The sequence below is a fragment of the Borrelia anserina Es genome, assembly GCF_001936255.1.
Lineage (GTDB): Bacteria > Spirochaetota > Spirochaetia > Borreliales > Borreliaceae > Borrelia > Borrelia anserina.
Window position 1 is genome coordinate 744,616 of record NZ_CP013704.1, and the last position, 24,705, is coordinate 769,320.

General features: G+C 30.3%; 20 protein-coding genes and 1 other RNA gene. 15 read left to right on the forward strand and 6 right to left on the reverse strand.

The features are described 5' to 3' along the window. Positions 1-10: 10 nt before the first annotated feature. The 11 genes from N187_RS03540 to N187_RS03590 all read left to right on the forward strand — a co-directional run bounded on the left by N187_RS03540 (position 11) and on the right by N187_RS03590 (position 11,606). Complete coding sequence (locus tag N187_RS03540; protein ID WP_025419863.1) at positions 11-769, forward strand: zinc ribbon domain-containing protein; 759 nt, start codon at positions 11-13, stop codon at positions 767-769. A 21-nt stretch (positions 770-790) separates the two neighbouring features. Beyond that, an RNA gene (rnpB, locus tag N187_RS03545) (RNase P RNA component class A) lies at positions 791-1,138 on the forward strand. A gap of 19 nt (positions 1,139-1,157) precedes the next feature. Further along, positions 1,158-2,123, forward strand: a complete 966-nt coding sequence (locus N187_RS03550) for a tetratricopeptide repeat protein (RefSeq protein WP_025419864.1) — start codon at positions 1,158-1,160, stop codon at positions 2,121-2,123. A 12-nt stretch (positions 2,124-2,135) separates the two neighbouring features. After that, positions 2,136-3,185, forward strand: coding sequence for a rod shape-determining protein (locus N187_RS03555; protein ID WP_025419865.1), 1,050 nt, complete (start codon positions 2,136-2,138; stop codon positions 3,183-3,185). Between the two features lie 2 nt (positions 3,186-3,187). Next, positions 3,188-4,033, forward strand: coding sequence for a rod shape-determining protein MreC (gene mreC, locus N187_RS03560; RefSeq protein WP_025419866.1), 846 nt, complete (start codon positions 3,188-3,190; stop codon positions 4,031-4,033). Beyond that, positions 4,030-4,512 carry a hypothetical protein gene (locus N187_RS03565; RefSeq protein WP_025419867.1) on the forward strand — a complete coding sequence of 161 codons (483 nt, stop codon included), beginning with the start codon at positions 4,030-4,032 and terminating at the stop codon, positions 4,510-4,512. Before mreC ends, N187_RS03565 begins: the two co-directional genes overlap by 4 nt. Position 4,513: 1 nt before the next feature. After that, a complete protein-coding gene (mrdA, locus tag N187_RS03570; protein WP_025419868.1) occupies positions 4,514-6,313 on the forward strand; it encodes a penicillin-binding protein 2 in 1,800 nt (599 codons plus the stop codon). A gap of 5 nt (positions 6,314-6,318) precedes the next feature. Continuing rightward, positions 6,319-7,638 carry a rod shape-determining protein RodA gene (rodA, locus tag N187_RS03575; protein ID WP_075550327.1) on the forward strand — a complete coding sequence of 440 codons (1,320 nt, stop codon included), beginning with the start codon at positions 6,319-6,321 and terminating at the stop codon, positions 7,636-7,638. A 159-nt stretch (positions 7,639-7,797) separates the two neighbouring features. Further along, positions 7,798-9,549, forward strand: coding sequence for a threonine--tRNA ligase (gene thrS / locus N187_RS03580; protein ID WP_025419869.1), 1,752 nt, complete (start codon positions 7,798-7,800; stop codon positions 9,547-9,549). Position 9,550: 1 nt separating this feature from the next. Further along, on the forward strand, positions 9,551-10,174 hold the full coding sequence (gene pgsA / locus N187_RS03585) for a CDP-diacylglycerol--glycerol-3-phosphate 3-phosphatidyltransferase (protein ID WP_025419870.1): 624 nt from the start codon (positions 9,551-9,553) through the stop codon (positions 10,172-10,174). Further along, positions 10,164-11,606 (forward strand): hypothetical protein, encoded by a 1,443-nt coding sequence (locus N187_RS03590; protein ID WP_025419871.1) that lies wholly within the window; start codon positions 10,164-10,166, stop codon positions 11,604-11,606. The genes pgsA and N187_RS03590 overlap by 11 nt, the downstream gene beginning before the upstream one ends. Here N187_RS03590 and cyaB read toward each other — a convergent pair. Next, a complete protein-coding gene (gene cyaB, locus N187_RS03595; protein WP_025419872.1) occupies positions 11,583-12,107 on the reverse strand; it encodes a class IV adenylate cyclase in 525 nt (174 codons plus the stop codon). The genes N187_RS03590 and cyaB overlap by 24 nt on opposite strands. A gap of 86 nt (positions 12,108-12,193) precedes the next feature. On the opposite strand from cyaB, the gene N187_RS03600 reads away from it, so the two are divergent. From N187_RS03600 to N187_RS03615, 4 genes are read left to right on the forward strand one after another with little or no spacing between them, the layout of a single operon-like run. Then, positions 12,194-13,513: a TrkH family potassium uptake protein gene (locus tag N187_RS03600; protein WP_025419873.1), complete on the forward strand. Its 1,320-nt coding sequence runs from the start codon at positions 12,194-12,196 to the stop codon at positions 13,511-13,513. A 6-nt stretch (positions 13,514-13,519) separates the two neighbouring features. Beyond that, entirely contained in the window at positions 13,520-14,302 is a 783-nt protein-coding gene (locus N187_RS03605; protein WP_025419874.1) for a potassium channel family protein, read from the forward strand. A gap of 12 nt (positions 14,303-14,314) precedes the next feature. Continuing rightward, the gene (locus tag N187_RS03610; RefSeq protein WP_025419875.1) at positions 14,315-15,286 is read left to right on the forward strand and encodes a nucleotide-binding protein; all 972 of its coding nucleotides are present in this window, start codon (positions 14,315-14,317) and stop codon (positions 15,284-15,286) included. A gap of 38 nt (positions 15,287-15,324) precedes the next feature. Continuing rightward, positions 15,325-16,668: an ATP-dependent 6-phosphofructokinase gene (locus N187_RS03615; RefSeq protein ID WP_025419876.1), complete on the forward strand. Its 1,344-nt coding sequence runs from the start codon at positions 15,325-15,327 to the stop codon at positions 16,666-16,668. A 28-nt stretch (positions 16,669-16,696) separates the two neighbouring features. On the opposite strand, the gene N187_RS03620 is transcribed toward N187_RS03615, so the two are convergent. The 5 genes from N187_RS03620 to N187_RS03640 all read right to left on the reverse strand — a co-directional run bounded on the left by N187_RS03620 (position 16,697) and on the right by N187_RS03640 (position 24,304). Next, entirely contained in the window at positions 16,697-18,028 is a 1,332-nt protein-coding gene (locus N187_RS03620; protein ID WP_025419877.1) for a CoA-disulfide reductase, read from the reverse strand. Between the two features lie 9 nt (positions 18,029-18,037). Then, positions 18,038-19,426 carry an L-cystine transporter gene (locus tag N187_RS03625; protein WP_025419878.1) on the reverse strand — a complete coding sequence of 463 codons (1,389 nt, stop codon included), beginning with the start codon at positions 19,424-19,426 and terminating at the stop codon, positions 18,038-18,040. Between the two features lie 90 nt (positions 19,427-19,516). Then, on the reverse strand, positions 19,517-21,094 hold the full coding sequence (locus N187_RS03630; protein WP_025419879.1) for a glucose-6-phosphate isomerase: 1,578 nt from the start codon (positions 21,092-21,094) through the stop codon (positions 19,517-19,519). Between the two features lie 28 nt (positions 21,095-21,122). After that, entirely contained in the window at positions 21,123-21,527 is a 405-nt protein-coding gene (locus N187_RS03635) for a ParB N-terminal domain-containing protein (protein ID WP_025419880.1), read from the reverse strand. Between the two features lie 5 nt (positions 21,528-21,532). Next, entirely contained in the window at positions 21,533-24,304 is a 2,772-nt protein-coding gene (locus N187_RS03640) for a PBP1A family penicillin-binding protein (RefSeq protein ID WP_038443436.1), read from the reverse strand. Positions 24,305-24,705 lie beyond the last annotated feature (401 nt).

Sequence of the window (24,705 nt, forward strand, 5' to 3'; positions counted from 1 at the left end):
AGGAGACTTTATGGAAAGTAATATTGATGTATTGAAGAATCTTGAGGGCATATATAAAGCTAAGTTTGAGCTTGAAGAAAGGCAAAAAAATATTCCTAAATATTTGCAAACCAAGAAGGCTCAAATTGATGGACTTATTGAGACTCTTGCAGAATTACAGTTCAAATTTCAAGAGTATCAAAAAGAAGATGCATCTTTGAAATTAGATATTCAAGACATTAATGTTCGAAAGAGTAAGGCAGAAGAGAAAATTGATAGCATTAAAACTCAAAGGGAATATGAAGCTCTTGAGAAGGAATTGCAGACTATTATCGATGATGAAGTTACTATTAGAAAAAAAATGACACATATTACTGGACTTAAGACAAAGGTGGATAGAGAAATAGTTGATATTAAGAGTAAGCTTGAAGTTGAGCAGGGTATTTATGCTACTGAGAGTAATGATCTTGAAAATGAGCTTTCAGAGATTTTAAAAAAGCTTGATTCTATAAGGGATGAAGAGGAAAAATATGCTTCTCGAATGGATGAGGACTTTTTGTTTAAATTTCAAAGAATTATTAAAAATAAATCCAATGGGGTTGTGCCTTTAATTGAAAATGTTTGTAAAGGTTGCCATATGATACTTCCTATTGAGTTTGCAAATAAGGTAAGGCGTGAACCAGATGATATTAATTTTTGTCCTTATTGTAGTAGAATACTTTATTACCAAGATAGGTTTGAAGTTGGCTTAGACATGGTTCCTGGTGGTTTGGCAGATCTTATAGAGTAAAGTTTTTAATTTTGTTTTTTAAGTTGATATCCAGTCATCGCTTAATATACTGAATTAAGTATATTAAGAGGAAAGTCCGAGCTCCAATAAGAGCATAATGCTAGGTAATGCCTAGGAGTTTGAAGCTTAAGAGAGTGTCACAGAAAATTACCGCCTTCGGGTAAGGGTGAAAAGGTGAGGTAAGAGCTCACCGCTTATTTAGTAATAAATAAGGTCAAGACAAACCTCATTAGGAGCAAAATCGAGTAAGCAAGCTTCCTTAGCTCTTGAGGGTATGCTTGCGGGTGGATTGCATGATTTTTTCAGTGATGAAAAAACAAGATAGATGATGACATAATACAGAATTCGGCTTATGGGTATCAACTTGATTTTTTTGTAGAGAGTTTTTATGAGGATCAATTATCTGAAGTGTACTTTTTATTTGATTATAAGTTTGTCACTTTTATTCTTTATTTTTTATATGTTATCTTATTTTAAAGCCTTTTCTAACTCTTATTTAAAGGCAGGACCTACTGAGGTAAATTTGCTTTTTCTTTGGGATAATAAAGAATATAAGGAAGTAATAGACTATGCTGAGAATGGTCTTAAAAAAAATAGGTTTGACTTTAATCTAAATTTGCTTCTTGGATTTTCATATTTTTATTATTCCTTAATGTTGAATGATAGTTATTTAAAAAATCAATTTTTGGATAACGCAATAGAAAGATTACGTTTTTTAATGTCAATTAGTGGTGACGTTCCTATGGGTTCACTTTATTATATTTTGGGTAAAGCTTATTCTCATAAGGGAGAATATTATAGTGATCTTTCTGTTAAGTATTTAAGTAAAGCTTTATATTCAAGTAACTTTGACTTTATGAGTGTAAAGGAAGATATTTTTGAGTATTTGGGGTATTCTTATCAACTTTTAAAAGACTATGATTCTAGCTTAAAGTTCTTTGAGAAAGCTTATCAAGAGAATAAGTCCGATATTGTTCTTTGGAGTTTGGCATATGTGAATTACAAGAAGGGAAATATTGACAAGAGCGTTGGATATATAAATAAGTTTTTACAGGAAGAGAGTGAATCATTAAAAAATGAGAGAAGTGATGATAATTTGATGCAAAAGGTATATTTATTATACGGAGATATCTATTTGGAGAAGGGTGCTTATGAGGATGCTTTTGATTGCTATGATAAAGTCTTGAAAATTAATAGTTTAAATCCTAATGTTTATGTTAAAATAGGAGACGTGTATATAAAGAGAGATAAAGATTATCCTAAAGCTAGAAAATATTGGAGAGAGGCATTGAGCATTAATCCTTATTTAGAAGAAGCAATGGAAAGACTTAAAATTAGTCTAGAGGATTTTTAGGGGGAGCTTGAGTTGAATTTTTTTAAATCTTTTTTGATAGATATTGGTATTGATCTTGGTACATGCAATACTTTAGTTTACATTAAGGATTATGGTGTGGTGATGAGTGAGCCTTCAGTAGTTGCTATTGATGTTAATAAGAGTAATAGAGTTGTAGCTGTTGGGCGTAATGCAAAGAAGATGCTTTGGAAAACACCGGAAAATATTAAGGCGGTAAGACCACTTCGGGATGGTGTTATTGCTGACATTGAAAATACAGAGAAAATGATTAGATATTTCATAAGTCAGATTTTTTCTCGAAAGAAATTGTTTTTTAAACCGAGAATGGTAATAGGAGTTCCAACTTGCATTACAGAAGTTGAGAGGAGGGCTGTAAAAGAGAGTGCAATGAATGCTGGTGCTCGCGAAGTTAAGGTTATTGAAGAATCTCTTGCAGCTGCCATTGGATCTGATATTCCCATTTTTGAACCAACAGGTCATATGGTGTGTGATATTGGTGGGGGAACTACTGAAATATCGGTTATTTCTCTTGGTGGTATGGTAGTAAGTAGAGCTATTAGAACAGGTGGAGATGAGTTTGATGAGAGTATCATCAAGTATATGAGAAATGCTCATAATATTATTATTGGACAGCAAACAGCAGAAAAGTTGAAAATTAAGATAGGTAATGTTTATCCAGATACTCATAATTTGAAGGTGGAGACAATAGATATTAAGGGAACAGATGCTGTTACGGGTCTACCTAGAAAACAAATTATTGATTCTATGGAAGTTCGGGAGTCTTTGCAAGAGCCTATTGGTACTGTTGTTGATGAGGTTAAACGAACTCTTGGCGCAACTCCTCCAGAGCTTGCAACAGATATTGTTGAGCGTGGAATCATATTAACAGGAGGTGGAGCTCTTCTTAAAGGGCTTAGTAGGCTTTTATCAAAAGAGACAGGAGTTCCAGTTTACGTGGCAGATAATCCTCTTTTATCTGTAGCTGTTGGGGCTGGTTTATTTTATGATTATGCTAATAGAATTGATATTAGTAAAAACATATATAGCTTTATTAATGAATAGATATGAAATTGCTTGTTAATTTCAAGAATTTTATTAAGGTATTTAGCGTATTGGTATTTGCTATTATTCTTATGATTTATGATTCGAGTACTTCTAAGAGAAACAAGAGGGATGATTTTTTCATTTTTACTTTAAATTCATATATTCAGCGGAATATGCATAAATTTTTTAATTTTGTTTCTAATGTTTTTAAGGCGATAAATGAATATAAGGATTATGGCGACACAATAGAAGCTTATAAGAAGAGGATACAGCAACTTGAGATAGTGATTCAGAATGTGCAAGTGTTAAGACAGGAGAATGCTAGGCTTAAAGAGCAGCTTGGATTTTATTCAGTACATTCTAATGAATTTATTTCAGCTGAAGTAATTTACTTGAATTATGCAAATGTTTCATCTTTAATGTCAATTAATAAAGGATATAATGATGGTGTCCAAAAAGATATGATAGCTGTTGCTTATCAGGATGGATTTAGTGGTCTTGTTGGGAAAGTTGTTAAAGTTTATGCAGATACTGCAAGAGTTTTGCCTTTAACCAGTTATGAGAACTATGTTTCTGCAAGAATTCAAAATAGTAAATTTATTGGTCTTGTTGAAGGTAAGGGATATGGTAAAGTTCTTGAGATGAACTATGTTAATAAATTAGCTGAAAATGCTCTAAAGATAGGAGATTCTGTTGTTACTGCTGGATTTAGTGATTATCCTAGTGGAATTTATATAGGAAAAATTATTGATTTTAATGTTCTTGAATATAATTCTCTCTTAAGTATTAAGATAGAACCTATAATAGTTTTAGATAAATTGGAATATGTTTTTCTGATTAATGGCGATCAGAGGCTAAGAAAGTGATATCTTTTATACTCTATTATATTGCTAGTGTATTTCTGGGACAAGTTTTTCAGTATTATTGTGATATTAGTTTTTCTTTTTCAATAGACATATTTTTAATCATTTTAATTTTTAATTCTCTAAACTTTGTTTTTAATGTAGGTTTGATGTCAAGTATTTTACATGGTCTTATTATGGAATATTTCAATGGAATGCCGCTTGGATTTTTTGTCTTTAATTATGTTTTGATATTTTACCTTCTTGAGAAGGCTAAGATGATTGTGCCTAAGAGCATGTTTAGTATAACAGTGTTTTTTGTTTTTGCAAAATTTATTATTTGGTTTGTGGCAATGATTGTTGCAGACTTTATTGATCTTAAAGGATTCAATTATTCAATATTTGACATTAATCTTCTCATAAATATAGTATTTTTAAATTTCTTATATCCGATTTTAAGTTATTGTACTAGAAGTCTTTATACTATTAAAGAGGAATATTAAAATGAAAGTTATCTTGAAGGGTAGATATAGATTTGGAATGTTTCTTTTATGTTTCGTTTTTTTTTCTTATATCTTTACCTTATTTAAAATGCAGATTGGAAAGCACTTATTGTATGATAGAGAAGCAACAGTTCTTTTATCTAGAGTTGAGAAAATTAAGGCTTCAAGAGGTGAAATTCTGGATTCAAATTTGAATGTCCTTGCAAATAATCTTACGGCATTTGTTCTAAAGATTAGTTTGGAGCAGTATTATGGTATGTCTATTGAAGATAGAGATGAGATGTTAAGCTTTTTATCAGGCATTTTAGGTATTGAGAAAGAACTTATTATCTCTAAAATTGAGGCTCCTAGAGGATATTTGAAGGATGTAGAAATAGTTGAATTAAGTCCAGAAGTGTTGTTTAGAATTGCTGAGAAGAGAGTTTATTATCCTGCACTTTTGTGGACATATTCTTTTAAGAGAAATTATTTGGTAGATGATTCTTATTCTCATCCTATTGGATATGTCGGTAAGATTAATCAAAGGGAACTTCGTGCTTTTTATAATGTTAAAGGATATGATAATAATTCTACAATAGGAAAATTGGGAGTTGAACAGACTTATGATAGTTATATTAGAGGAAAGGAAGGTTTAATTAAGTATAGAGTAGATTCTAGGGAGAGGAAAATCGATAGTGGATTTATTATAGAGCATATGACTCCTGGTAATAATATTGTTTTAAATATAAGTAAGGATATTCAAATGCTTGCTAAGAGTGCCTTGGGTAAGAAATATGGAACTGTAATAGTGTTAAAACCTTCAACAGGAGGTGTATTAGCTCTTTATAATTATCCTTACTATTCAATGAGTGATGTTTATAACAAGCATTCTGAAGAAGATTATTCTTTTCTAAATAGAGCAATACAATCAGTTTATCCTCCTGCATCTGTTTTTAAGTTAGTTATGGCTACAGCATTATTAGAAGAAAAAGTTATTGATAAGGGTAGGAAGGTCCATTGTCCGGGATATTTTAGAGTAGGCAACAGAGTGTTTCATTGTTGGCAGCGAGGTGGTCATGGTTATGTCAATTTGGAACTTGCTATTGCTCATTCATGTAATGTTTATTTTTATGTATTGGGACTTAGATACCTTGGTATTGAGAAAATTGTTAAATATGCGAAGGAATATGGTTTTGGTGAGAAAACGGGAATTGATTTACCAAATGAGGTCTCTGGAATTCTTCCGAGTCCAGAGTGGAAGGAGAAAACTTTTAATCAATCTTGGGTAGGAGGTGATACTGTCAATTTTTCAATAGGTCAAGGATTTTTAAGTGCTACTCCTATTCAGGTTGCTAATATGGTAGCTATGATTGCAAATGAAGGTATTATTTATAAACCAAGAATTGTTAATAGGATTTTGAATGGTAATACTAACGAAGTTATCCTTGAAAATGTTCCTGAAATTCTTAAAAAGACAAATCTTATTAGTCAAAGGACTTTTAAGCTTTTAAAAAAATATATGAGAAATGTCATAACTTATGGTACTGCTAGAAATTCAGTTCTCACAAAAGCTGTAGAAGTTGGAGGAAAGACAGGTACAGGGCAAACAGGTGTTATTGGACTTGAGAATAGTTCTTTTGTTGGGCTTGCTCCTTATGATGCTCCATCTAATAAACAAATCGTTATTTTTAGTTTGGTTGAAGGAAGAAGTAATGCAGATATGTGGCCTGCTAAGTCTGTAGATTTAATGATGCAAGGAATTTTTGCTAAGCAGAGTTATGAGGATATGCTTAAAGAATATAGGACATGGTATATTAGGTAAGGTAAATGGCTGTTTTTAGGAAAAGTTATGATCGCTTTGCATTATTTAGTTTGGTAATAATATCTTTTATTGGAATCTTGCTTATATATTCTAGTGATTATACTTCTAATGGTTCTTTAATGAAAATTGAATATATCAAACAAATTGTATGGGTTCTTATTGGATTTTTTGTAGTCTTTATGGTAGGAAGATATGACCTTAAGATTATACATGGTATGATCTATCCTTTATATTTTTTGTTGGTTATTTCTTTGGCTTTTACTGCTCTTTTTGGTGTTACTGTTAATGGAGCTAAGTCTTGGATTGGAATTTGGAAATTAGGAGGTCAACCTTCAGAGTTTGGTAAGATTATTAGTATTTTAGCTCTTGCTAAATTTTATAGTAGTAAAAGTGAGCGTAATAATTTATTTGTTTTTATTTTTGCTTTTATTTTAATTTTGCCTGTTATTTTGTTTGTGTTTTTACAACCTGATTTTGGTACAGCTGTAGTCTATTTGAATATGTTTATATTTATTTCCTTTTTTGCTGGTATAGACATACACTATATTTTATCTTTTGCTTTAACGGGATTCTTTTCGTTTCTTTTTGTAGTTTTGCCGGTTTGGTATGAATATAAGGCGGATATGGGCAATGTTTTATATTTGATTTTTTCTAATAATTTTTATTTTCAAGTAGCTTTTTTAGTATTAATTTTGGTATTTTTATCTTCTGCTATAGGTTTTTTTGTTTCAAAGTATAATTTGAGTATTAGACTTATTTACTTTTACATATCATTTGTGAGTTCAATTTTAATGATTTCAGCTTTTTTGTCTAAATTTCTCTCAAAATTTATGAAACCTTACCAAATCAAAAGGTTTTTGGTTTTTTTAGATCCGAATATTGATCTTAAAGGAGCTGGCTGGAATTTGAATCAAGTTAAGATTGCAATTGGTTCTGGAGGTGTTTTTGGTAAAGGATTTTTAAGAGGGCCCTATACTCATGCAAATTATGTTCCATCTCAGAGTACAGATTTTATTTTTTCAATCTTGGCTGAGGAATTTGGTTTTTTGGGAGTTAGTGTAGTTTTAATATTGTTTTTTATTATTTTTTTTAAAATTTTAATGATGATGCATAAAAGCAAAGATAAGTATATGTCTTTGGTACTTGCTGGTGTATTGGGTATTTTATTTTTTCATACCTCTTTTAATATTGGTATGTCTTTAGGATTATTGCCAATTACAGGCATACCTTTGCCTTTTTTATCTTACGGTGGGTCATCTACTATTACTTTCTTTTTGGCTATGGCTCTTTATTTTAATATTGAATCTATAGTAACTATAGATTAGAATATTAGAAAATTTTGTTTATTGGTTCTTATTATTTTATCTGTTTTTTTAGTAAATTTTTTTGTATATTGGTATTGAGAGGATGTTTTGTTTGTTTATGAGTTTGTTAAGGCTTGAATTGTTTTAGATTTAAAATTTTAGAGTTTGTAAGGTGTTTTTATGATTGAAAAATTAGATAAAGAGAGCATTCTGTATAAGAAGAGACATTCGATTGCGCATGTTATGGCAGAAGCTGTGCTTGAGTTATTTCCCAATACTAAGCTTGCTGTAGGTCCTCCGATTAAAGATGGGTTTTATTACGATTTTGATTTTGAAAAACATATTATAGAAGATGATCTTTTGTTAATAGAACGAAAGATGAGAGATATTCTAAAGACAGGGAGTGCTTTTATAAAGGAAGTGGTAACTAAAGAACAGGCTTTAATGCTTTTTAAAGATCAACCTTATAAAATAGTTTTAATTCGAGAGCTTGATATTACGGATGAGATTTCGATATATAAAAGTCATAATTTTACTGACCTTTGTAAAGGTCCTCATGTTGATAATATGGGAAAAATTGATCCAAAAGCATTTAAGTTAACTGGTATTGCTGGTGCTTACTGGCGTGGTAATGAGAAAAACAAGATGCTTACTCGTATTTATGGAACTTTATGGAATAATGAAAAGGAATTGAAATCATATCTTGAGTTAAGGGAAAAGATAAAGAAGCGGGATCATAGAAAACTTGGTAGGGAACTTGATTTGTTTTCTGTTCATGAGGAGATAGGACCTGGTCTTATATTTTTGCATCCAAATGGTGCCAGAATAAGATCTTTAATAGAAGATTTTTGGAGGGAAGAGCATTTTAAGAATGGTTATGATATACTTTTTACTCCTCATGTTGGTAAATCTTGGCTTTGGGAAACTTCTGGGCATTTAGATTTTTATGAAGAGAATATGTTTAAAAAAATGGAGATGGATAAAAGTAGTTATTACGTTAGACCTATGAATTGTCCATTTCATATTACGATTTATAATTCTGGCAAGCATTCTTATAGGGAATTGCCGTTTAGGTGGGCTGAGCTTGGTACGGTGTATCGCTATGAAAAGATAGGTTCTCTTCATGGTACTATGCGTGTTAGGGGATTTACTCAAGATGATGCACACATTATATGTACTTGTGAGCAAGTTAAGTTTGAAGTTCAAGAAGTTTTAAGATTTGCTATTTATATGTGGAATAAATTTGGATTTACTGACTTGAAGGCATATCTTTCAACAAAGCCGGAAAAATCTGTAGGGGATGAGGATGATTGGGAAATGTCTGTAAGAGTTTTGGAGGAATCTTTAATTGATCTTAATATTGATTACGATGTTGATGAAGGAGGTGGAGCTTTTTATGGACCTAAAATTGATCTTAAAATAATTGATTCTCTTGGGAGAGCATGGCAAATGAGTACAATTCAATTTGATTTTAATCTTCCTGTAAGATTTAAGATGACTTATACAGGAGAAGATGGTAAAGATAAGCGACCCTTTATGATTCATAGAGCTCTTCTTGGTTCTATTGAGAGATTTTTGGGTATTTTAGTAGAACATTATGGTGGAGCATTGCCTGTGTGGTTGGCACCTCTTCAAGTTATAATTATTCCTGTAAACGGTGTTGTAGAAGAATACGCATTAGAGGTATTATCTCGGTTTAAAAATGAAGGGATTAGAATAAAACTTGATAATGATTGTAATATGAGGATGAACGCAAAAATTAGACAATATCAATTCCAAAAAGTTCCCTATATGTTTATTATAGGAGAAAAAGAGATGCTGGGAGGGAAAGTTTCAATTAGAACTAGAGCAAATGATCAGATCAATGGACTCGGATTGAAAGAAGCACTTGAATTTTTGAGATTAAAGATAAATAATAAGGAGATTTTATAAATTGAATAGCAAAGGCATAATTAGTCCAAATAAAATAACTTGTTTTAGAATTATATTATCTTTTGTTATTTTGATTATATTACATCTTGAAAATTTTTGGAATCCTTATTTATTTTTGATAATAATTTGGTTTTTAATTATTGTTAATGAAGTAACGGATATTATGGATGGATATATTGCCAGGAAGTATGATTTGGTCACTAATGTGGGTAAGATTCTAGATCCTTATGCAGATGTGTTACAACATTTAACATATTTTGTTTTTTTCTTTTATAAAGGTATTACTCCATATTATTTTTTTGTGATATTTATATATCGTGAACTTTCAGTTGGTGTTGTTAGGAATTTAATTATTCAGTTTGATGTAGTTCAGCAAGCTAAGTTGTTGGGAAAAATAAAATCGTTATTTTATGCTATCGCAACGTTTTCTAGTCTTTTTATTTATAGTTTAGACAAGTTAAAAATTACTATATTTATTGAGGATTTTATTAGTTCAATTTTAAATATAGATTTTAATTTTTCTTTTATTGTTGGAATGATATATGCTGTGTCTGCCTTTCTGACTGTCATATCATTAGCTGATTATGCTATGGTATTTTTGGATCTTAGCAAGTATGAGAAATAATATATTATTAATATTTGTTTTTCTACTAATTGGTTTTTATTCTCATGCTCAGTTAAAGCAAATGTTAACGGAATTTAAGCCTTTGAGTATTTCAAGTGAAAGTGGGAAAGGAAGTGTTTATTTAAGAGTTAATAAGTCTTCTAACTATATCTTAACTTTTGATATTTCTCTAGATTCAGATTTTGTCTATATGGTGTATGATGTCTTTAATAAGAAGTATTTAACAGATAAGATAAGAAAGAGGGATGTCAAACTTAAATTGAATAAAGATATTCTTTATGCTGTGATTTATGTTACATCTGCTAATGTAAACATTAATTTTACCCTTACTGATTTAGATTTATCAATAATAAATGATAGTGCTTTGAAAGCCAAAATGTCTAATATAAAAAAACAAGATAAGACTTTTTTATTAAGGGATTTGTCAAGTTTTCAGCTGAGCTCTAAGCTTAAGAAATATATTTTAAGAACTTATAATCGAAATATTTATATTGCTTATCAGCTGGAAGATAGTGATAGTATTAAGGTTTCTTCATTTATTGAAAATATTGGTTGGTTTGATATAAGTACTTCGGTTAATGATAATATTACTGATATTGCATATTTTGATTTTGCAGTTAATTCTAAAGGGGAATTATATGTTATATTTACTACTAAAGGTAACGATTATTTTTCTAGCGAACTTATAGTTAAGAAATTTAATAGTCGAAAGTGGATTGATATTAGTCCTAAATTCAGGGATGATGTTGGATTTTTGGTAAATATTAGCATTGATAAAAGAGATAATTTGTATGTAGCGTATTTAAAGAAAATAGGTAGTGAATATAAGATAAATTTTTTTACAAATAAGGGGTATAGTAATATTTGGAATAGCGTTATGGATTCTTATATATCCAAAGGTGATGCTAATGTTAATGTTTCGAGTATTGGTATTATTTCTGAGCCCTTTTTAGGAGTTTTTTATAATTATAAAATGCAAGATTATGTTAATTCTGAATTTATTATTGATAGAGGTGACAAAACTTGGGCAAATGCAAATATTCAGTCTGCAAATATGGCAAATTCTGTTAACATTCTTTATAATGCTAAATCTGACCAAGTGATTTTGGGTTATATAACAAATGAGAGGCTTATTGTAAGTATATCTACCTTTCAATATGATAGATGGCAAAATATAAGTCCAAATATTAAAATTAAGGGAATGACTAGTGATATTTTAAATTATAGGGATGATTTATTCTTAACTTTTGAAGATAGTAATAATATTAGGCTTATTTATTTTAATGATAATAATTGGTATTTTTTTAATGAGTCTGAAATTTTTCAAAAATTTGCCTGTAAGCCTCAATTTGCAGGATATCACGATGAAGGATTTATATTATCATATCTGAGCTTAGATTCTAAAGTTTTATTCTTTAAGTTGGTTAGCTAGTATTAGTTCAAAGTAGGATTTTTTTTCAATATTGTTTTGTAGTTTGAATTCTTTTATTGTTTCATAAATTTCTTTCTTGGCAAGGCTTAATTCATTTTTATCATGAATTATTTTTTCGATTTCTAAGAAAAAACCAAGATTTTTAATTAGATTAATTTCTATATTTAAATTTTCTTTTTTGTAAATTAAACTTTTTTTGATTTTTTTGTATAAAATTTTAAAATCCATTTCTTCTAAAAAAGATATAAAATTGTTTATTTGGTCTACTTTAAATTCAATTTCTTTGTTTATTTCTATGTAACTTTCTAAAGATTTGATTTTAAATGTTACAATCGCTTCTGCAATATTTGATTTCCTTATTCTTATTACTTTTTCTGTATTGCAATAGTAAGTATCATCTTTAATTTCTTTTTTTATAAATTTGAATTTTTGATTAGCTATTTTTAAAATTTTTTTGATTTTATTTTTGGGAATACAAGCTTTTGATTCAATTTCAAACATGTATTAAAAATAATAAAATTATGGTAATATTTCAATGTTCTTTAATTTTGCTATTTTGATGATGATTTCTTATATTTTATGTTTTTATGTTGAAATTTGAATTTAGTGATAGGTCTTTTCTTTTCAGTTATTTTGTCTTGATTATGTTTTTAGGTTCTCTTTTTTTGTCATTGCCTATTGCTTGGAATGGTGAGAAAAAATTAGAGTATATAGATGTTTTGTTTACATCCGTATCTGCTGTTAGTATTACGGGACTTGTTACTGTTAAAATAGAAGATTTTTCCACTTTTGGGTTTATAATTATAATGTTATTGATTCAGTTCGGGGGTCTTGGTTTTATAACGATTGCAACTTTTTATTTGCTTATTCCTAAGCGTAAGTTAAAATTAATCGATGCTAGGATAATAAAACAATATTCACTTTCAAATATTGAATATAATCCCGTTAAGATTTTGAAAAGTATACTTTTTGTAACTTTTTTCATTGAATTACTTGGGGTACTATTAATATTAGTGTGTTTCAAATTACGAGGTGTTAGTATTTCTTTATTTGAAGCTTTGTTTACTGCAATCTCAGCTTTTTGTAATGCAGGATTTTCTATGCATTCTGATAGCATTTATGCGTGGCGTGATGTTCCTGAGGCTATAGCTGTTGTTGCTATTTTGGTTATTTGTGGGGGACTTGGGTTTATGGTATATCGTGATGTTACGAATACTATTAAATATCGAAAGAAATTGTCTCTTCATGCTAAAATTGTTTTTTTGCTGAGTTTCTTTTTAATTGTTTTAGGTTCTATTTTATTTTTTTTCTCAGAAGTTCATAAACTTGAAAAAGGTTATTCACTTGGAACTCTCATATTTAATTCAATATTTTATTCAATAAGTACAAGGACTGCTGGTTTTAATTATCTTGACAATTCTCTTATTACAAGTAGAACCCAAATGCTTTCATTACCATTCATGTTCATTGGTGGTGCTCCTGGTTCAACTGCTGGGGGAATTAAGATTACTACCTTTTTTTTAATTATTCTTGCAGTAATAAAATCTCAAGATGGTAATGGTTATATTATTGGTTCTTATAAGGTTTCCATTGATAGTATAAGGTTTGCGCTTTTATTTTTTGTAAGGGCTGTTTTTATTTTATGTTTTTCATTTTTTGTTCTTCTTGCTGCTGAGGGTGGTGGGAAGTGGAGAGTGATTGATTTGGGATATGAAGTTTTTTCTGCTTTTGGTACTGTTGGTTTATCAGTTGGTGTTACACAGGATTTGTCATTTTTAGGTAAAGTAATTATAATTTTTACTATGTTTGCAGGTCGGATAGGACTTTTTTCTATGGCAATTTTTGTTTCACGAAGATCTCGTTTTGAAGAATTTACAAGGCCAAGACAGGATATTTTGGTAGGTTAGAAGAGAGTGAAAACGTTTGTTATTATTGGTCTTAGTAATTTAGGAATTCATATGCTTGAAAATTTGAGTAAGCTTGATTGTCAAATTATTATTGTTGACACATCAAAGGAATTAGTTGAAGAATATGATGTTATTGCTACGGAAAGCTTTATTTTGGACCAATTTACTAAAAATGCTTTAAAAAAAGTTATTCCTGTAGATACTGATGCTGTTATTATTGATTTTGATAATGATCTTGGCAAAAGTGCTCTTATTACTCATTATTGTAATCTTTTAGGTGTTAAAGAGATATGTGTTAAGACTGAAGATAGGGATGATGCTGAGATATTAAAAACTCTTGGTGCTACAAAAATTATATTTCCAAGTAAGGATGCTGCAAGAAGGTTAACCCCACTATTATTATCTCCTAATCTGTCAACCTACAGTATTGTTGGTCATGACATCATTGTTGCTGAGACTGTTATTCCAAAAGAATATGTAGGAAAAACTCTTCTTGAGGCTGATCTGAGAAGAGAGAAAGGTATTACAGTTATTGCTGTTAGAAATTTAAGCAATTCTAGGTATGAGTTCGTAGATGGAGATTATTTTTTCTTGAAGGATGATAAAATTGTAATTTGTGGTAAGCCTGATAGAATTGAGAGTTTTACAAATAATAAAGATTTGATTAAAGATTTAATATCAGTTTCTAAAGCAGAAGATGCTTCTTCCAAGGAAGATTCTAAGAAATTAGGATTTTTAAGGTTTTTTGATTTCATGAAAAAGTTTAATAAAGATAGTAAAAATGATTAATAGGATTTGAAGATGACTAAGATTATTCCTGTTGCAAGCGGAAAGGGAGGTGTTGGAAAAACATCTTTTGTTGCTAATATTGGCTATAAACTTTCACGTTTGGGCAAAACTGTAATACTTGTTGATCTTGACCTTGGTGGTTCTAATCTGCATACATGTTTAGGAGTTAAAAATACTGGTGTTGGAATAGGTTCTTTTATTAATAAGCGAGAGAAAGATTTTTCAAGTTTAATTCTTAAAACACCTTATGAGAAGCTTTATCTTGTGCCAGGAGATGTTCTTTATACAGGAACAGCCAATATTCCTTTTTCTATTAAAAAGAGGATAATAGATGCGATTCAAAGAGATCTTGTTGCTGATTTTGTTTTCATAGATTTAGGTTCAGGTACATCTTATAATACAGTGGATTTTTATTTGTCTGCTTATAGTGGTATAATAGTGACTGTTCCAGAAACTCCTTCAATACTTAATGCTTATTCTTTTTTAAAAAATGCGTTATATCGGCTTTTATATCTGGCTTTCGCCCCAAAGAGTGCTGAACGTGAATATATTAGTAATTTTTTTAAAAACAAAATAGAAGGTACAAACGTTAAGTTTAAAGATTTAGTTACGGGAATTGAAGTTATATCTTTAAGTTCATCTCTTAAGATCAAGAGGATTATGAATAATTTTTACCCTAGAGTTGTACTAAATAGGATAGAATCTAGTGAAGAGATAGCTATGTGTGAAAATTTAATAAATGTTGTTAAAAATAATATTAATATACCAGTCGAATTTATTGGTTTTATTCCATTTGCAAAGAGTTTTAGAGAATCTGTTAATAATAGAGTTCCATTTATTGATTTTGATAGAAATTCAAAGCTCAATAAGTATTTTGAGTTTATTGCAGGTAACTTAATTAGGTCTCCTGTTGAGGGGTCGCCTTATATTTATGATGATATATACGATATGATTAAGGATCAAAGTCAATTTATTAGGAAGTAATTGAATTATAATGATATTTATTATGGAGGAATAACTTAATGCATAGATTTAAGGGTAAGAATTTAAATTTTGAAATAGAAAATTTAGGAGAATGTAATCAAGACAATCCTTTAGTTAGTTTTTATGCTGGAGAGAGTCACGGTCACTTTACTGATGAGACTAATAAGATTAGATTTAGTGTTTATAAGAATGAAGAGAGTTGGGAACAATATGAGAATGTTTTTTTAGAGAAAGCTGGACCTAGACATAAGATTTATTTTGCTCCAGAACATGTTAGGGCAGCAGTTACTACTTGTGGAGGTCTTTGTCCAGGCTTTAATGATGTTATTCGTTCAATTGTTAGAACCCTGTGGAATGTATATGGGGTACGTAAGATTTGTGGAGTTAAATTCGGATATCAGGGATTTTTGCGAGAGTCTAATTTGAATTTTATTGAGCTGAATCCTGATGTAGTAGATGATATTAATCAGCTTGGTGGTACAATACTTGGGTCATCAAGAGGGGGAATTAGGCCTGTTGAAATAGTTGATACTTTGGAAAGAATGGGAATTAATGTGCTCTTTAATATCGGTGGAGATGGAACACAGAAGGGCTCTGTTTTGATTGCGGAAGAAATAGAGAGGAGGAATTTAAAAATTGCTGTTGTAGGTATTCCAAAGACAATAGATAATGATCTTATGTTTGTTCAAAAATCTTTTGGATTTGAAACGGCTGTAGAACAAGCAGTTGCTGCAGTTGCTGGTGCACACTTTGAGGCAAATAGTGCTTATAATGGGATTGGTCTTGTTAAGGTTATGGGTAGAGATTCTGGATTTATTGCTGCTCACACTGCTTTATCTTCTAATGATGTTAATTTTTGTTTAATTCCAGAACTTGACTTTGATATTGAGGGGCCTAATGGACTTCTTGTGCATCTTGAAAGACGACTTTTAGCAAAAGAGAATTTGGATGAAATTCCTCATGCAGTAATATTGATAGCAGAAGGAGCAGGACAAAAACATTTTGATCCTAGCATTCGTAAAAGAGATGATTCTGGTAACTTGCTTTATGAAGATATTGGACTTTATATTAAAGGTAAGATTAATGCATATTTTAAGTCAAAATCTATTCCAGTTAATCTTAAGTATATTGATCCTAGTTATATTATTAGAAGCTCACCAGCTAATGCTAGTGATTCTCTTTATTGTGCTCGTCTTGGCTCAAATGCTGTTCATGCTGCTATGGCAGGTAAGACTAAGTTGTTAATTAGTTTGTGGAGTACAAAGTTTGTACATGTTCCAATAAAAATGGCAGTTGTCGACAGAAATAAAGTCAATATAAATGGTTCTTTCTGGCGAGATGTTCTTGCAAGTACCGGGCAGCCATTTAGCATGAAAAACTGAAATATAGCTTGTTTAAATTTTCTTTTATTTATTTTGCTGCATTGCCTACAATATTTAATGCATCCCAGGTTTTAGAGAATGGTGGGGAGTATGCAAAATCCATCATTCCAAGTTCATTTGTTGTGAGTCTTGAGTAAATAGCAAGGGATAATGCGTGCATTCTTATCGCAGCTCCATTCTTGCCAACTATTTGTGCCCCAATTATTTCTTTTGTTGATTCATTGTATATCAATTTAATATATAAATCTTCTTGATTTGGATAATAATTTGTATGGTTTTTATCTTTTATGAATACTGTTTTATATTTAATTCCAAGCCTTAAGGCGGTTTGTTCTGTAAGACCGGCTCTGGCTGCTTCAAGAGACAGTACTTTAATTGATGCAGATCCTAGTGTTCCTTTAAAAGAAACGCGTCTTCCTGCCAGATTTTCACCGATTACCTTTCCTAGTTTATTAGCTGTTGTTGCAAGAGGGATATAATCATTTTGTTTACTTACAATATTATAAATTGTAGCGCAGTCACCTGCAGAGAAGATGTTTTTTATATTGGTCTCGCCATATTCATTAACAATTATTGCGCCATTTTTTAAGGTTTTAAGTTGTCCTTCTAAAAATTCAGTGGCAGGTTTTATTCCCGTAGAAAGGATTACGAGATCTGCCTTGTATTCAGATTTATTTGTAACTATTCCTTCGACTTTTTTGTTTCCTATTAGGCTTTTTACAAATTCGTCTGTGTGTAGTAAAACATTGTTTTTTATTAATTCTTCTTCCATTATATCAGTGATTTCTTTGTCAAACGATCCAGTTAAGATTCGTTTATCTAGTTGAATTATTCTTACATTTTTTTCTAAGGCTTTGGCAGCTTCTACCATTTCGATTCCAATATATCCAGCTCCAATTATTACTATATCTTTTATATCTTTTTTCTTTAAAAGTTCTCGTATTTCCTTTCCATCTTTCATATTTCTTAGAGTATAAAAGTTTTTCAGTTTAATGTTGCTAATTGGAGGGATGATAGGGTTACCTCCTGTTGCGATCATTAGTTTATCATAATTATCATTGAATATCTGTTTTGTTTGAAGATCCTTTACTTTAAGGGTATTATTTTTTGTATCTACTTTGATTACTTCATGTTCAGTAAGTATTGATATTCCATTTTGTGCGAATTCATCAGGAGTTCTAGCTATCATTTTGTTAGGTTCATCAAAGAATCCTCCAATGAAATATGGTAGCCCACAAGCTCCGAAAGATGTAATATCTGTCTTCTCATAAATGGTGATGTTTAACTCTTTATTTATTCGTTTTGCTTTTGCAGCGGCACTGGTACCTGCAGCGGTTCCTCCAATAATTATTATTTTCATAAAAATTCCTTATTTTTCTATTTCATTTTGATTGTTATAAATATTGATGTTTAATTGATTAAGGTTTTTGGCTGTTATTACTCCTGCAACCATTGAATCGCTGACATTAACAGATGTTCTGCCCATGTCAATTAAGGGTTCGATAGATATTAATAGGCCAACAAGCTCAACGGGTAGGTTCATTGATGATAAAACCATTAAGGATGTTATTGTTGCGCCTCCTCCAGCTCCGGCTGCTCCAAATGAGGCTATTATTATTATTCCTATAAGTTGGAGTAAGAATAAAGGATCTGTTGGGTTTATTCCTTGGGTAGGAGCAATCATGATTGCTAGCATGGCAGGATGTAGCGCTGCACAACCGTTTTGCCCAATGGATGATCCAAATGCACTTGCAAGATTTGCAATTCCCTCACTGACTCCTAGTTGTTTAGTTTGTACTTCTATATTAATGGGTATTGTTGCTGCGCTAGAACGAGATATGAATGCAAATGTTAATACTGGCCATGCTTTTTTGATGAAGATAATTGGATTTAATCTGTTGAGTGCAATTAGTGTCATGTGCATTAAAAGTGTAATGCTAATAGCAACATAAGAAGCAAGTGCGAATTTCCCAAGTTTCATGATGCTTGAAATATCGTTTGTTGCTGATATTTTTGTGATCATTGCTAGTATGGCATAAGGTGTTGACTTTAAAATTAAAGCTATCATTCCTGAGGTTAAATCTTGCGCTGTGGATATTATTTGTTTGAAAAATTCTATTGATTCTGGTTTTTTCTTTGCAACCCTAAGAGCAACGATTCCTACTAAGGCAGCAAATATTACTATTCCAATTGTTGAATTTGGTCTTATGCCTGCCATATCTGCAAATATATTTTCGGGGATGAGTTCTGATAATTTTTGTGTAATTGGGGTTTCTTGTAGGCTTTCAAGTTTTTGATTTAGTTTTTTGCCTTGTATAATTTCATCTATTCCAGATTGGAGTCCTTCTGCTGTTAACTTAAAGAAGAGAGATGTGCAAACTCCAATTATTGCAGCAATTCCTGCTGTAAATATAAGTATGAAGATTACCGATAAGCTCATTTTCCAAATATCTTTATTATTTGTTAGTTTTACTATAGCAGATGTTATTGAAACTAGTATGAGTGGTATTACCAGCATTTTAATAAGTCTTATATATCCTATGCCTAAGATATTAATCCATTTAATAGTTTCTTTTAATATTGTTGATTCTGATTCATAGCAGTATTTCATAGTCATTCCAAAGACTATTCCTAATACTAAGGCTATAATTAGTCTTTTTGTAAATGAGACGTGTTTTTTGTGTAGGAAGTATAAAAATCCTATTAATGTAAGCATGATTGTAATATTTATTAATATGTATATTATCGTTGTATGCATTTTTTACCTCTTTTTTATTAGTAGCATTAATATATTGTGTGTAATTTTTATCATGTGCAGTCCTTATGATTTAGCCATATTACTTTTTTATTATTGAAGTACTTTAGTGTAAGATTTTATTATTTCATCTTTTAAGTTATTGTTTTTTAAAATTTTAGTTGAGATGACTTTACCAAGTTGAACTCCCTCTTGGTCGAATGAGTTTATATTTAGTAAAAATCCTTCAAACATTACCTTATTTTCATAGTGAGATAGTATTGCACCTACTGTATAAGGTGTAAGTTCTTTTGAGTATATTAATGCAGAAGGTCTCTCGCCTTCAAAATTTTTGTTTTTGTTTGTATCTTTTTTTCCGAAAGAAAAGGCAATTATTTGAGCTATTAAATTTGCTTTTAACTTATCATTGTTTGATGTTTCTTCTACAATGATATCTTGCTTTAGTTGAGATTCACTAAAACTTATTAAATCCATTGGTACTATCTCAGTTCCTTGGTGAAGCATTTGGAAGAATGAATGTTGGACATCTGTTCCGATACCTCCCCAAATGATTCTTACTGTTTTATAATCAATTTTTTCTCCGAATCTGTTTACACTTTTCCCGTTGCTTTCCATTTCAAGTTGTTGCAGATGAAGATAAAAGTTTTCCATTGCTTTTGAATATGCGATAATACAGTTGCTGCTGTAATTTAGGATATTACTTTCATATATGCTAATTAGTGCTGCTAAAAGAGGAGCATTTTCTCTTACATTTTTGTTTAGTGCTTTTTTATCAACTTCATGGGCCCCTTTTAATATTTCTTTTGTAATATTTTCTGTAAAGCAAAGGGTAATTAGTGTAAGACCAACAGCTGATGTTGGTGAGAATCTTCCACCAATTGAATCGTGCATAAAAAAGTATTCAAGATATTCTTTCTCAAGTGCTAGTGTACTTCCTTTTGAGGTGATGATTATAATTTGTTTTTGGTATTCTTTGATTCCATTATCTTTTAATTTTTTGATTAAAAATTGCATATTAGATGCTGTTTCTAATGTAGTTCCGCTTTTTGATACTATGATAAATAGGGTTTCTTGAAGTTCAATTTCGCTTAAAACTTCTTCTGCTTCGTCTGGGTCAACATTTGAAATAAAGTAGGCTTTCATCAGATGTAAATTTTTATGCTTAGCATAGTTTTTGATTGCAGTATATAGTGCTTTTGGACCAAGACTTGAACCGCCAATTCCAATTTGTACTACATTTTTAAAGACCTTGTCATTTGTGCTCTTAATTGATCCGTTTTGAACTTGTTTTGCAAATTCAAAAATTCTTTTAAGTTCTCTTTCAAAGAATTCTCTCATATTTTCATTGTTCTCTATAACTTTTATACCAAGTTGCCCTCTTGTCAAATGGTGCAAAACTTTTCTATTTTCGCTGATATTAATATGTTGGCCGTTAATGATTTCTTTATATTTTTTTATTAGATTTGCTTCATCACTTAAGCTTTGAAATATTTTTAGGTGATTCTCGTTGATTTGTTTTGTAGCATAGTTATAATGTACATGATGTCCTTCTATTTTAATGTCGTATGCTTTTATTCGTTTCTCATCTAAAGTGTTCTTTAGTGTTTCGGGATTGGTTTGCTTTAATTCCTGAAAACTTTTAAGTTTATTAAGATTTATGTAATTAAGCATGAAGTATCCTCCAATAGTTTTTGTGTATTTAAATTTTATTTTGTTTTTTGTGTTTAAAGAATTTTTTTATTTTGAGTATAACAAGTTTTATAAATCTTATTATTATGTTTTTTTCAGAATAATTTTTTAGTTGCTCTTCTCCTGTCTCTGCTTCACTTTTTGTAAATGATTTTCTGACATTATTCTCATCAAGTTCAATCTCAAGTAGAGTTTTTTTATCTTCTATGGGAATTACCTTAACATCGACTTCTTTATATCCAAGTTCTTTTAATACTTGATACCTTCTAAAGCCTGCTATTAGATTTTTGTCTTTATCTATTATTATTGGATAGATTAAACCATGTTTTTTTATGCTTTCTTTAAGAGTTGTGGTATCTCCTATATTTTGTCTGATTCGTCTTTTAATTTTTATTTGTTCTAAGTCTATTAACATTTTTATTAATCCAATTGAATATTTTCTCCATTAACATCTTTGTGTTTATTGTTATCAATAAAGGGGTTTTCTTTGATTTCTATATTATCTTTAGATTCATTTTCCTCAGTTTTTGTATCATTTTCTTGATCTGTTTTGTTTGTGTCAGTATTATATACATTTTTAGTGTTATTATCTGTTTTTTGCTCGTCTGCTCTTGTATCATTGGTATTATTGTCTATTTTTGTATCTGGCATATCATGGTTCATGTTTTCATTTTTTAAGCTACTATCTAAACTCTTATTGTTCGTTTCACGAGTATCATTTTCAGGTTCTGTTTTATTTTCTGTTTCATTTAATTGATTAAAATCATCCATCAAATATTCAAATTCATTAGTTTCAATGTTTAGTTCATCATTGTCATCGATTGTATCGATTCCATAAACATTAAATTCCATTTTGTTTAAAAATTCAGACTTGTTTTCATAGTATTTTGACTTTTCAATCGGTTCAGTTCCTGAGATAAATATTTCATTTATTATTGTTTCATTAGGTACTCCTTCTGGTAATAATCCTGTTTCTGATTGTACTTCTACATTGACTATTCCTTTAGGTTTTATAAAAACTTTTTTAGGTAAGTTCTTGTGGTATTCTGCCATAAACTTGCCCCAACTAGGACCAGCAAGGCTTGTTCCTGTTCCAGCAGTTCCTAATGAATATCCCTTTTTATCAAAACCAACCCACATAGCCGTTGTTATGTAGGGTGAATATCCTATTGCCCATCCGTCTGCCCAGTTTTGGGTGGTTCCTGATTTTCCTGCAATGTCAGATTTGAAGTCTTTAAGATTTGTATATCTTTGATTTGATAAAGTTCCGTATTGGATTGTTGATTTCATCATGTCTGTCATAATATAGGCAGTTTGAGGAGATACTATTTGTGCATTAGTCCCTTTATTTTTGATTGCTGTTAATATTTCAGATTCTACGTTTGCTATTACTTTTCCGTTTCTATCTTCAATATATCTAATTCCATATGGTTCTACTTCTTTGCCATTATTCCCCAAAATTGCAAATGCTCTTGCCATTTGTATTGGGGATGTTGATATGATGCCAAGTGCAAGAGGATATACTTTAGGGAATGTTTTGTTGATTTCATTTTGATCTTTGATTCCTAATAATTTAGCAGAATATTTAATTGCGTTTTCAAATCCTAGTATATCTAATATTCTAAGAGCGGGAATATTTAGGGATAAAGCTAGTACTTTACGTGTTAATATATTTCCTCTCCATTTTCCTCCGTAGTTTTCAGGAGCATAAACTTCTCCATCTTGATTTAAGAAAGCTACTGGAGAATCTGAAAACATTGTTGCAGCTGTGATTTTTTTTAAGTCAATAGCTGCTGAAAAGTATAGGGCTTTAAATGCACTTCCAGGTTGTATTTTTGCTTGGGTTGCTCTATTAAATTCGCTTCCCTTTCTATATCCACTTCCTCCAACCATTGCTTTTATCGCTCCTGTTGTAGTATCTATTGCTATGAATGCGCCTTCTGGTTGTACAGTTAAGTTTGGATTTGTTTTATTGTTTATTGTGTATTCTCTTGTTGCTTTGTCTATTTTATCAATGCCTAATATTGCTGCAAAGCTTGCAATTAAATCAATATTGTCTTCATAGAATTTTTTTGTTCTTAATTTTTTGTATTGCCTACCATTTATTCTAGTGCTTCTTATTCCAAGTAAATCAGCTATTGTATCAATTACGGGAACTATTTCTGAGTTAATTATCAGTGTCTCAGATGATTTGGTAGAGTTATACATTTTTCTTGCTCTTGTAATCATTTCTTGTGTAACTTCATCTGCATACTTTTGTGCATCAAGGTCAAGTGTCGTGTATATTGAGTACCCGTCTTTGTATATATTGGTTCTGGCTGGAAGATGCTTAATGATTCTTTGTCTTATATATTCTGAGAAATAAGGTGCGTGATCTTCTTTATCAGAGATAGCTGATGTGTCTGCCATGCGTGTCCAGTCATAGGTCCTCCAGTATTCATTAAATTCTGTCTCAGCTAATTGGGGACTGATAATTCCATGAGATACTACTTGATTTAATACTGTTTTTTGTATTTTTTTAGCAAATTCTGGATTGTAAAATGGTGAGTAGAGTTTTGCGTTTGGTAATTGTATAATCATTAAAACAGCTTCTGCCGTGTTAATATCTTTAACGCTTTTGTTGAAAAAGAATTTTGAGGCTGCTACTACTCCGTAATTTCCGTTTCCAAAATAGACTTTATTTAGATATTTTTCAAGTATTTCATATTTTGATAATTTTTTTTCAAGTTGTATAGCCCACCAAATCTCGTTTAGCTTTCTTAAGATTGATCGTCTTGCTTGATTGGTATAGAGAAGTTTTGCTAATTGTTGTGTTAAAGTACTTCCTCCTGAAAAGTATCTTCCAAGAATAATATTAAAAGCGGCTCTGAAAATACCTATAAGTGAGAAGCCTCTGTGAAAGAAAAAGTTAAGATCTTCGCGTATTAGAAGTGTGCTTATTAAGTTATCAGGCATTTCTCTTAAAGAGAGTAGTTCTCTATTCTCATCGGATATAAATTGTGTTATTAGTCTTCCATTTGTATCAAAAAGTTTTGATGGTATGGCAGGGTTTACTTCGCCAAATTTTTTATCTCTTTGTATGTTTATAGTCTCAACTATGGCAATTGATAGTAAAATTATAGAGAAACTAATGGTGAAGTATGTTAAATAAATGAGTATCTTAGTTCTTGTTCTAAATTTAAGACTTTTCAAATTATACCCTTTTAATATAATTATACTATATATTAATAAATATTATTTATAGAATTGACATTTTTCATGAGTTGTTATTAATGTGAATATATTGTTATAATTTCTTTTCATATATGTTATGTATTCTGTAATTTAAGTTGGCAAGGATTTAGTATTAATTAAAATTAGGTCTGTTTTTTATGGATATTATTTTTTGATTGGTAAGTGAGAATTATGTATGACCAGTTACTTTTAATTAATAATTGATCTTTTGGTTAAGCTTTTTTGTGGTTCTTGTTTATACAATTGATTCAATATTTTGATAGATGTTTATGTTTAATAAATTCTGCGCTATTGGTTGTATCTAATATTTTGGGATAGAATTATTTTAAAGTGTACTATGCATAACTTGAGATTTTTGA